Origin of the sequence: Pseudomonas sp. GM50 (assembly GCF_000282375.1) — a bacterium.
GTDB lineage: Bacteria > Pseudomonadota > Gammaproteobacteria > Pseudomonadales > Pseudomonadaceae > Aquipseudomonas.
The window spans coordinates 1-11,037 of record NZ_AKJK01000151.1 but is presented as its reverse complement, the minus strand read 5'-3'; the positions used below and the strand labels follow the sequence as shown (position 1 = coordinate 11,037).

The following is an 11,037-nucleotide window of genomic DNA, read 5'->3' as shown; positions in this document are numbered from 1 at the left end:
TTGAGTGCGTAGCACTCACAATATCTTTGGTGTATCAGAGATTTTGGGGCTGCTTCGCAGCCCAACGGGGGCAAGCCCCCTCGCCACAGACCTCGCCACAGACCTCGCCACAGACCTCACCATAGGGCTCCCACATTGGATTTGTGCAATGGCCCGCAAGCTCAACTCGTCTCGAGAAGCGCGCCCCCCACTTCCTCCGGCACTTTCACGAAAATGCTGTACTTGGCACCTTCCATCGCCTCGAAAGCGATCAACTTCTCCACCAGCGGCCCATTCAGCACCTTGCCGGCATTGAGCAGCAGCATGCCGTTGTCGGCATTGAGATTGCGCGCCAGGATCATGCCCGCCACCAGATCCCGGGTGCTCAGCACCTTGACCGTCGGATCGGCCAGCGTCACGTCGCTCAGATAAGTGGCGCAGACCTGAATGAAATCCTCCACCAGTTCCGGGTCGTAGAGGCGACCGGCGTATTGGCGGATATACACCAGGGCTTCATCGTTGTTCATCTGCCGTTCAAGGATCAGCCCGCGCTGCAACTCGATGAAATCCACCGCCAGTTTCAGCAACCGTGAACCGAACGGAATCGCTTCGCCCTTGAGCCGATCCGGAAAACCGCTGCCGTCCCAACGCTCCTGGTGATGCAGGATCAGCCGGGCGGCATCCTTCATCGGATCGAGCGTCATCAGCAGCGACTCACTCTGCTTCGGATAACCCCGATAGCGCTCGCGGTCATTGTGATGCAGCAGGTCCGAGGGCGTGCTCATCATGCTGTCGGTCCAGCTCAACTTACCGATGTTGTAGAGCGCCGCGGCCATGGTCAGGTCACGACTGCTGCCTTCGTCCAGGCCATGGAGTTTGCAGTACACCCGCACCAGTTCGATGATCTGCCGGTTGGTCTGTTTGGCGGGCGGCAGGCGCAGGTTGGCCAGCAACGAAAACACTTCGGTGCCGGTGACATAGCTGTGTTTGAGCTCTTCGTAGGCCAGGTCCAGCATGTCGGCGGTCTGTTGCAGCTCGCTGGTGCGGGCCGCGACGTGTTTTTCCAGGGTGGCGTTGAGCTGCTTCAGCTTCTCGTTCTGATCCCACGTCTCCTGCACCAGACGCAAGCGCTCACGTTCGGAATGCTGATAGGCGAGTGATTGTCGCAAGGTCAGCAGCATTTCCTCATCGTGCCAGGGTTTGCTGATGTAACGATGAATCTGCCCTTCATTGATGGCATTGATAATGACCGACGGATCGGCATAACCGGTCAGCATGATCCGGGTGGTGCCGGGATAGCGCTGGTGGACGTGAGCCAGCAGCGTGGCGCCGTCCATATTGGGCATGCGCGCGTCACTCATCACCAGATCGATCGGCTGCTGCTCCATGATCTCCAGCGCCTGGGCACCGCTGGTGGCCAGCAGCACCTCGTAGGGTTGGCCGCGCAGCAGGCGGCGCAGGCTGTTGAGAATCGACTCCTCATCGTCGACCAGCAGTAACTTGGGTTTATAGGTCACAGTCGTGGGGAGTTGCTCTTCCATGGCATTACCTCAAGAAAACGTGTGTCTTTATGTCGCGCGCGGGGCAAATGTCCTGGCGCCCCGAGCCTGACTTACAGGCTAGATGATTTTCAGCCCGACCCCGGAAATGATTCGTTTCAGTCAACCGGGCGAACTTCTGGCCGGGCGACTATGCTCAGATCACTCGGATCCAAACGATACCCGCCTCATCCAGCGATCAGGGAAGGGATACCCTCTATGAGCTCATTGCACCAACCTGCTGTCGGCACAGGCGCATGTCAGTGAATACGCTGCTTGCGCGTATTAATCGTCGGATTCTCATCGTCGATGACACGGCGTCGATCCATGAGGATTTTGCCAAGATTCTCAGCCCGCCATCGATCGAAGACGACAGTCTGATCAGCGCCGAAAACGCCTTGTTCGGTACCCCGGCGTCGGTATCGTTGCAAAGTTTCGTCATCGATTCCGCGTTTCAGGGCCGCGAAGCGCTGGACAAGGTCGAGACCGCGCTGGCGAATGACTCACCCTACGCAATGGCCTTCATCGACATGCGCATGCCGCCCGGCTGGGACGGCCTGGAAACCATCGAACGCCTGTGGCAGGTCGATCCCAAGTTGCAGGTGGCGCTCTGCACCGCGTATTCCGACTATTCCTGGGAAGACATCGCCGAGCGCCTGGAACTGGGCGATCGCCTGCTTATCCTGAAAAAGCCCTTCGATGCCATCGAAATTCGCCAGATGGCCAGCGCATTGACCGCCAAGTGGCAAATGACCGAAGACGCGGCGCTGAAGATGTCGCTGCTGGAGCATGCGGTCGAAGAGCGCACCCGGGAGCTGTCCGACGCCAACATCATCGTGCAGAACAGCCCGACCATTCTGTATCGGCTACGGGGCGAACCGTCGTTTCCGTTGATGTACATCTCCCACAACATCACCAAATACGGCCACATCGCGGCGGCCCTGGTGGCTTCGTCCAACTGGGCACAGGAACTGATTCATCCCGACGATCAATCGAAGGTCGACACCGCCATGGCCCGGGTGCTGGACCGCCATGCGGCCGGTGCTTCCATCGAGTTCCGGATGCGCACCGGCGACGGTGACTGGCGCTGGGTCGAAAACCGCTATATCCCGGTGCGCGACGATGAGGGCCGCTTGCTGGAAGTCGAAGGCATCATCATCGACGTCACCGAACGCAAACTGGCCGAGGAAAAAATCGCCCTGTTGGCCCGCACCGACGGGCTGACCGGGCTGGCCAACCGCGCGACGCTGATCGAGCGGCTGCACCAGGCGTTCGCCGCCGCCCGGCGCGGGGCCACACCGTTCGCCATGTTCTATCTGGATCTGGATCACTTCAAACGCATCAACGACACCCTGGGCCACCCGGTGGGCGACCTGTTGCTGCAGGAGGTTGCCAGGCGCATCAAAAATTGCGTGCGCGAAAACGACGTGGTTGCCCGCCTGGGTGGCGACGAGTTCGCGATCCTGCAACTGGACGTCGGCGACCCGACCCAATCGGCAGCCCTGGCCGCCAAGGTCCGCGATGCACTGGTGCTGCCCTATTCCCTGGCCGGCAATGATGTGCGGGTCTCCGTCAGCATCGGCATCAGCAGCTACGCCCCGGTCAGTCTCAGCGCCGACAGCCTGTTGACCCAGGCCGACATGGCGCTGTATCGCTCCAAGGAAAAGGGCCGCAACCAGTACCACTTCCACTCCGAGGAGATCAATCAGGAAGTGGTCGAGCGCATGACCATCGCCAACGACCTGAAAAAGGCCATCGAACACGACGAGCTCGAACTGCGTTACTGGCCGGAAGTAGACCTGAGCAGTGGCAAGATCCTCGGCATGGAAGCGCAGGTCAGCTGGAACCACCCCATACGCGGTTTACTGGAAGCCTCTGCGTTTCTGCCCGCGGCGGAAAAGACCGGCATCATCATCGCCCTCGGTCACTGGGTGCTGGAGCGCGCCTGTCGGCAAATGCGCCAGTGGCGAGACGAAGGCATGGCGCCACCGGTGGTGGCGATAAAACTGTCCCTGGCCCAGCTCAAGAGTGGTCCCGAGCTGATCTATGACGTATTGCGCACCACCGCACGCTGGGAACTGTGCCCGTGGGACCTGCGTTTCGACGTCACCGAAGCGACCCTGGCCCAGACCAAGTGGACGCACAACGATATCCTGCCGCGCCTGCATGAACTGGGGGTGAAGATCGCCATCGATGACTTCGGCACCGAATACTCTTCGTTCGACTACCTCAAGACTTACCAGGTCAATCACCTGAAACTCGCTCAGGCGTTCATCGACACCGCCGCCCATGACGCGGCCAGTGCCACCACCCTGCGGGCAATCATCAATTTCGCCCGCGACGTCGGGATCGGCATCATCGCCGAAGGCGTCGAAACCCAGGAGCAACGCCGTTCGCTGATAGCCACCGGCTCACCGATGAACGCCCAGGGGCACTACTTCAGCCAAGCGGTCAGCAGCCAACAGGCCGCCGAGCTGCTGAAGGCCGGGAGCATCGTGCACATCAACCCCGAAGCCGGAACGGTACCGGGCGCTCCATGGCGCACCACGGAGGGCAAGGAATGAAGACTCCGTTCGTGCAGGCCAACCGGCGCATTCTGATCATCGACGACACGCCCTCGATCCATCAGGACTTTCGCAAGATTCTCGGTGCCGATACCAACGATGAACAAACCCTCGCCGGCACTGAAGCAGCGCTGTTCGGCAGCCAGCAGTCGGCACGGCTGATATTCCAGCTCGACTCCGCCTACCAGGGCCAGGAAGCGCTCGAACTGGTCAAGCGTGCCCAGGCACAAGGTCGCCCTTACGCCATGGCGTTCACCGACATGCGCATGCCCCCGGGCTGGGACGGACTGGAAACCATCGAACAGCTCTGGAAGGCTGATCCTCACCTGCAAATCGCGCTGTGCACGGCCTTCTCCGATTACACCTGGGAAGCCATGGCCGAACGACTGGAGTTCGGCGATCAGTTGCTGGTGCTGAAAAAACCTTTCGACAGCCTGGAAATCCGCCAGATGGCCAGCGCCCTGACCTGGAAGTGGCAGATGGCGCAGGACGCGGCCATGAAAGTGCTGACCCTGGAGCAAACCATCGAGGCCCGGGTCCACGAACTGCTCAAGGTATCGCACCTGTTGCAGTACGACGTATTGACCGAATTGCCCAACAGCACCTTGCTGGGCGACCGGCTGAACCAGTCACTGGCCCTGTCACGACGCCATGACAAACAACTGGCCGTGATGTTTCTGGGGCTTGATCGTTTCAAGCGTATCAACAATGCCTTGGGTCACCCGACCGGTGACGAGATGCTCAAACGTGTGGGGCAAAACCTGGTGGCCTGCGTACGCGCGTCCGATTCGGTGTTTCGCTACGGATCCGATGAGTTTGTGGTGATCCTGGCTGACATCCACCACCCCCAACAGACCAAGGGCATCGCCGAAAAGCTCTTGAACGCCATACGAGCGCCTCAACACATCGCCGGCCACGACCTGAGCGTGACGGCCAGCCTGGGCATCAGCATCTACCCCGAGGACGGTTTCGATGCCATTGCACTGATCAAAAAAGCCGAAACCGCCATGCGCAACGTCAAGGAAAGCGGCCCGAACGATTTCAGCTTTTTCATCGATGAGATGAACCAGCGCGCCCGGGAACAGCAGAGTATCGAGTCGGGTATTCGCCTGGCGCTGGAACGCAACGAATTTGTCCTGCACTACCAGCCAAAACTCGACCTGGGCAGCGGCAAGGTGGTCGGCGCCGAGGCATTGATCCGCTGGCAAAAGCCTGGGCAAGGCTGGGTTTACCCGACAGATTTCATCGGTGTGGCCGAGGACAGCGGCTTGATCGTACCGTTGAGCAAATGGGTGCTGGCCCAGGCCTGCCAACAAGCCCGTGCCTGGCAGGCGAAAGGCCTGCCGAAGCTCTACATGTCGGTGAACGTGTCGGCCATCGATTTCCGCCAGCGGGATTTTGTCGAGGGTATTGAACAGATACTCAAGCAAACCGGCATGGATCCCACCTTGCTGGAACTGGAAATCACCGAAGGCGTATTGATGCAGAATGTCGATGCCACGATGGTCGCGCTGAATCGGCTCAAGGCATTGGGCGTACGGCTGGCTATCGATGACTTTGGCACCGGCTATTCCAGCCTGAGTTACCTGCAACGTTTTCCCATCGATGTGCTGAAAATCGACCAGTCATTTATTCGTGGCCTGAGCCGTGACAGCAATGACGCAGCCCTGGTCAGCGCCATTATCAGCCTGGGCAAGAGCCTCAAACTGACCGTCATTGCCGAAGGGGTGGAAACCCTCGAACAATTGAATTTTCTCAGGGCCCTCCAGTGCGAAGAAGGCCAGGGTTACTACTTCAGCAAAGCCGTGGAGCCGGACGCCTTCGTGCAATACCTGACGTCTGTGCAGTCCGCACCATCCAGCACCAAATGAATGATGTGCAACGACACCCAGGCCCCCTGCGCCAAGGAATCACAAGATGTCGAGCCCCTTCTACTACCTGCTTCTTGCGCCTCTACTCGGATGTTGTCTGATCGCCAGCGGCGCACCGCTGGACGAACCACTCAAGCCCTTGCCCGCGGTGCCCCAGCAGAATCCCTTGCAAGTCGAACTCGGTCGCCGGTTGTTCAACGAGCCACGCCTGTCGGTCAACAACAGCCTGTCCTGCGCCAGTTGCCATCGTCTGGAAATCGGAGGCGCAGACGACAAAGCATTGTCTATCGGCTTCAAAGGCGATCCCCTGACGATCAACACCCCCAGCGTCTTCAACTCAAGCCTGAATTTCCGACAATTCTGGAACGGCCGCGCCGACACCCTGGAAACACAGGCCCACGAAGTGGTGCAGAGCCCCAGCGAAATGGGCAGTCATTGGGAGCATGTCGTTCAGACACTGACCGCCGACCCGGCTTACAAAAGCGCTTTCGCCAAGGCCTACCCGGACGGCGTGACCATGAACAATGTACAAAATGCCCTGGCCACCTATGAGCGCACGCTGATCAGCGCCAACTCGCGTTTCGACCAATACCTGCTGGGCAATACCGAGATTCTGACGACCGAGGAGAAATACGGTTACCAACGTTTCAAGGACTACGGCTGCATCGCCTGCCATCAGGGGGTCAATATCGGCGGCAACATGTTCCAGAAATTCGGGGTCATGGGTGATTACTTTGAGGTTCGGGGCAACCCCACCGAAGCCGATCTGGGCCGTTATCTGGTCACCAAGGCTGAAGAAGACCGCAACGTGTTCAAGGTTCCGAGCCTGCGTAACGTCGCCGTGACCGCGCCGTACTTTCACGACGGCTCGGCCAAGACCCTCGAAGAAGCGGTAGACGTGATGTTCAAGTTCCAGCTCGGTCGCGTGCCCTCTGACAGGGACAAAGCCTTGATCATCAAATTCCTCAAGACCCTGACCGGTGAGTGGCGAGGCAAATCCTTATGAAAATGTACCACCGTCGCAACCTGGTATTGCTCAGTGGCGTGGCCTTGTTGCTGGCCTCGACACTGCTGTTTCTGTACCTCAAATCGAGCTCCGACCAGACCTCGACCTACGCCGAGTCCCGGGACCTGATCGGCCGGATCAAACAGTTCAACGCGCAGTGGGAAACCGAGATTCTCAAGGCCCGAATTGCCATCAGCCACAATTACGATCCGCTGGTCGCACCGCTGAACGAGATGACATACCTGTGGGAGCGGTTCGAGACCATGGAGTCCAATCACGGCCGCAACGACCCCATCTGGCATGCCAGCCATGACGCATACCACACCGCCATTCAAGAAAAAACCCGGCTGGTGGAGCAGTTCAAATCCCACAACGCTGTGCTGCGCAACTCATTGGCGTTTCTGCCCACGGCCGAAGACGACATACAGGAACCGCTTACCCGCCTGACAGATGAAGACAAACTGCAACTTCAAAACATTGCCACCGACACCTACGACTTGCTGCTCAGCAGCCTGGAGTTCGCCCAGGTCACCTCCGATGACAAAGCGGCCGATATTCTGGTGGGGCTGAATAAACTGGGGGTGAACAAACAGCGATTGCCAGAGCAGTTCCACAGCCCGATCGATATTTTGAGTAATCACATCGCGCTGATCCTGCGTGAACAACCGGTGGTTAACAGGCTGCTGGAAAACATCGAAGCCATTCCCGTAGCCGAACGGCTGGACGACATTACGGCTCTGCTGAATACGGATCAGCAGCAAACCGATGCAATCGACCAGCGCTACCACTTCTACATGCTGGTGTTTTCGACGCTGCTGGTGATTGTGCTGGTGTACCTGGCCATTCGCCTGATGCGCAGCTTCGGGGAGATCCATCGGGTCAACAAGGAACTGCAAACCGCCAACGACGTCCTCGAGCAACGGGTCGAGGAGCGCACCCGCGAACTCAAGGATACCCAAAGCGAACTGCTCGACACCGCGCGCCAGGCCGGCATGGCTGAAATCGCCACCAACGTGCTGCACAACGTCGGCAACGTGCTCAACAGCGTGAACATCTCGGCCGACCTGGTCACCCGCAAGCTGCGTAACAGCAAGGCCCAGGGACTGGGCAAGGCGATGCAGCTGATCAACGCGCATCAAGACAACCTGGGCGCCTTCCTGACTCAGGACGAGAAAGGAAAACTGCTACCCGGTTATCTGAACCAACTGGTGGATGCCATTGCCCTTGAACAACAAGGCATGACCGACGAACTCGCGCAACTGAGCAAAAGCGTCGACCACATCAAGGACATCGTCGCCACCCAGCAGTCCTACGCGGGTGCCAACAGCCTGATGGAACCGTTGCACGTCAGCGAACTGCTGGAGGACGCCCTGCGGATGAACGCCGGCGCCCTGACCCGGCATCACGTCACAGTGGTCAAGGAGTACGGCGACGTACCGCAAATCATGGGCGACAAACACCGATTGTTGCTGATCCTGATCAACCTGATCAGCAACGCCAAATACGCCATGACTGACCTCAGCAACCGCCCGCGGCAAATGACCCTTGGGGTGAAAGTCGTCGAAGACACGATTCTGCAAATCAGCGTCAAGGATGACGGCGAAGGCATCGAGCCGGAGAACATGACACGGATCTTTGCCCACGGTTTTACCACCCGCAAGGAAGGTCACGGCTTTGGCCTGCATAGCTGTGCCCTGGCCGCGATCGAGATGAACGGCCATCTCACCGCCCACAGCGACGGGCCGGGCAAAGGCGCACTGTTCACTTTGCAGATCCCGTTGAAAACCGTCATGGAGGAAGCATGAGTGATCTTTCGAACCGACGCATTCTGCTGATTGACGACACGCCGTCCATCCATGAAGACTTTCGCAAGATCCTCACCCCAACGTCGGCACTGCATGTAGAACTGGACGAAATGGAGGCCGCGCTGTTCGGCAGCGAAGTGAAATCCACCAACCTGCTGTTCGAGCTGGACTCGGCCTATGGCGGTCAGGAGGGGCTGGGCAAACTCATTCAGGCCTTACAGGAAAACCGTCCCTACGCCCTGGCCTTCGTCGACATGCGCATGCCTGAAGGCTGGGACGGCGCGCAGACCATCGAACACCTTTGGCAGGAAGACCCGCTGCTGCAAGTTGTAGTGTGTACTGCCTATTCCGACTATTCCTGGGATGAACTGCTGGAACGCTTGCACGCTCACGACCGTCTGCTGATTCTGAAAAAGCCGTTCGACAACATTGAAGTCCAGCAGATGGCCAACACCCTGCTCACCAAATGGGACATGACCGAACGGGCGTCTATTCAGATGAGCCATCTGGAGCATCTGGTGGATCAGCGCACGGACCAGTTCAAGCAGGCCAGCGAGGCGTTGCAGCGGGAAATCGACGAGCGCAAACAGCTTGAATCCCAATTGGTGCAGTCGGAAAAACTCGCCTCGCTGGGGCAACTGGCGGCGGGCGTCGCCCATGAAATCAATAACCCCATCGGCTTCATTTCCTCCAACCTCGGCACCCTCGATGGCTACTTCAAGCAACTGCAGGAAATGCTAGATGCCTATCGGGAGGCGGAAAACGCCATTGGCTCAAGCGAGGTCATCGACCGTCTCGGTCAATTACGTGAACGGGTGGAGCTGGACTTTCTGCGTGAAGACATTCCGCTGTTGATCAAGGAATCCAAGGATGGCATCGGCCGGGTCGGGCGAATCGTCAAAGACCTGAAGGACTTCTCACGCGTCGACTCCAATCAGGAATGGCAGTGGGCCAATCTGCAACAGGGCATCGAGTCGACCCTGAACATCGTCGCCAATGAACTCAAGTACAAGGCCGACGTGGTGAAGGAGTTTCAAAAGCTGCCCGACATTGAATGCCTGCCGTCGCAAATCAATCAGGTGATCATGAACCTGATCGTCAACGCGTCGCAGGCAATGGGGCCGGAACGGGGCACCATCACGCTACGCACCGGGCTTGAAGGTGAAACGGTGTCGATCGAGGTCGCGGACACGGGAATAGGCATCGAGCCGGACAACCTGCAAAAAATATTCGACCCGTTCTACACCACCAAACCGGTGGGCCAGGGGACAGGGCTCGGGTTGTCTCTGTCCTATGGCATCGTGAAAAAACACCAGGGCGATATCTCGGTACGTAGCGAAGTCGGGGTGGGCAGCACCTTTCGGGTCGAGTTGCCGGTGCGCCAATCCTGGCCAGCATAAGCACGCTCCTACCCGGTTGCTCCAATATAGCCATCGCCCGTAAGCTGGAAATCTCTGTCGTTTTCTGTAGGAGCGAAGCTTGCTCGCGAAGGGGCCATCAATTTCAACATTGATGTTGGCTGACACACCGCTTTCGCGAGCAAGCTTCGCTCCTACAGGGATTGATGTATCCAGGTTATGTAACGCGCCGACACAACCGAGTCCGAACCCAAGGAAACCGTATGAGCCTGTCACTCCTGAGCCGCTACGCCTTCTTTGCTGTCTGTGTGATATTCACCCTCGCCAGCCTGCCCTTTCTGGAAAACGACTGGCTCTGGCCGATCACCGCCGTCACCGGCGTCCTCAGCCTGTTGGGTCTGTTCGACCTGTTGCAAAGCCCCCATGCGGTGCGCCGCAATTACCCGATCCTGGGCAATATTCGTTATCTGGTGGAGGGCATCCGCCCGGAAATCCGCCAGTACCTGCTCGAATCCGACAGCGATGCCCTGCCCTTCTCCCGGGCCCAACGCTCGCTGGTCTATTCGCGGGCCAAGAACGAAAGCGCCGACAAACCTTTCGGCACACTGATCGACGTGTATCAGTCGGGCTTCGAATTCATCGGCCACTCGATGCGCCCGGCACCGTTGAGCGACCCAAGCAGTTTCCGGGTGATGGTCGGTGGCCCCCAGTGCACCCAGCCGTACTCGGCGTCGGTATTCAACATCTCGGCCATGAGCTTCGGCTCCCTCAGCGCCAACGCCATTCGCGCATTGAACCAGGGCGCCAAACTCGGCAACTTCGCCCATGACACTGGCGAAGGCAGCATCAGCGCCTATCACCGGGAAAACGGCGGCGACCTGACCTGGGAACTGGGCAGCGGCTACTTCGGCTGCCG

Annotated in this window: 7 protein-coding genes; 6 read left to right on the top strand and 1 reads right to left on the bottom strand. The window is 58.8% G+C overall.

Features of this window, described 5'->3' with window-relative positions; translation table 11 throughout:
• Window positions 1–161: 161 nt before the first annotated feature.
• The gene (locus PMI30_RS00150) at window positions 162–1,520 is read right to left on the bottom strand and encodes an HD domain-containing phosphohydrolase (RefSeq protein WP_008015278.1); all 1,359 of its coding nucleotides are present in this window, start codon (window positions 1,518–1,520) and stop codon (window positions 162–164) included.
• A 254-nt stretch (window positions 1,521–1,774) separates the two neighbouring features.
• On the opposite strand from PMI30_RS00150, the gene PMI30_RS00155 reads away from it, so the two are divergent.
• The 6 genes from PMI30_RS00155 to PMI30_RS00180 form a co-directional block, all read left to right on the top strand.
• On the top strand, window positions 1,775–4,081 hold the full coding sequence (locus PMI30_RS00155; RefSeq protein ID WP_008015277.1) for an EAL domain-containing protein: 2,307 nt from the start codon (window positions 1,775–1,777) through the stop codon (window positions 4,079–4,081).
• Window positions 4,078–5,952: a putative bifunctional diguanylate cyclase/phosphodiesterase gene (locus PMI30_RS00160; protein WP_008015275.1), complete on the top strand. Its 1,875-nt coding sequence runs from the start codon at window positions 4,078–4,080 to the stop codon at window positions 5,950–5,952. The genes PMI30_RS00155 and PMI30_RS00160 overlap by 4 nt, the downstream gene beginning before the upstream one ends.
• Before the next feature lie 46 nt (window positions 5,953–5,998).
• Window positions 5,999–6,958 (top strand): cytochrome-c peroxidase, encoded by a 960-nt coding sequence (locus PMI30_RS00165; RefSeq protein WP_008015273.1) that lies wholly within the window; start codon window positions 5,999–6,001, stop codon window positions 6,956–6,958.
• The gene (locus PMI30_RS00170) at window positions 6,955–8,763 is read left to right on the top strand and encodes a DAHL domain-containing protein (protein ID WP_008015271.1); all 1,809 of its coding nucleotides are present in this window, start codon (window positions 6,955–6,957) and stop codon (window positions 8,761–8,763) included. The genes PMI30_RS00165 and PMI30_RS00170 overlap by 4 nt, the downstream gene beginning before the upstream one ends.
• On the top strand, window positions 8,760–10,163 hold the full coding sequence (locus PMI30_RS00175; protein WP_008015268.1) for an ATP-binding protein: 1,404 nt from the start codon (window positions 8,760–8,762) through the stop codon (window positions 10,161–10,163). Before PMI30_RS00170 ends, PMI30_RS00175 begins: the two co-directional genes overlap by 4 nt.
• A gap of 221 nt (window positions 10,164–10,384) precedes the next feature.
• A partial coding sequence (locus tag PMI30_RS00180; RefSeq protein ID WP_008015266.1) for a glutamate synthase-related protein occupies window positions 10,385–11,037 on the top strand: 653 nt, incomplete at its 3' end.

What these genes read in the sequence shown, in the direction of transcription:
- PMI30_RS00150 (WP_008015278.1), bottom strand. Translation starts at nt 1,520, where the DNA reads ATGGAAGAGCAACTCCCCACGACTGTGACCTATAAACCCAAGTTACTG.
- PMI30_RS00155 (WP_008015277.1), top strand. Translation starts at nt 1,775, where the DNA reads ATGTCAGTGAATACGCTGCTTGCGCGTATTAATCGTCGGATTCTCATC.
- PMI30_RS00160 (WP_008015275.1), top strand. Translation starts at nt 4,078, where the DNA reads ATGAAGACTCCGTTCGTGCAGGCCAACCGGCGCATTCTGATCATCGAC.
- PMI30_RS00165 (WP_008015273.1), top strand. Translation starts at nt 5,999, where the DNA reads ATGTCGAGCCCCTTCTACTACCTGCTTCTTGCGCCTCTACTCGGATGT.
- PMI30_RS00170 (WP_008015271.1), top strand. Translation starts at nt 6,955, where the DNA reads ATGAAAATGTACCACCGTCGCAACCTGGTATTGCTCAGTGGCGTGGCC.
- PMI30_RS00175 (WP_008015268.1), top strand. Translation starts at nt 8,760, where the DNA reads ATGAGTGATCTTTCGAACCGACGCATTCTGCTGATTGACGACACGCCG.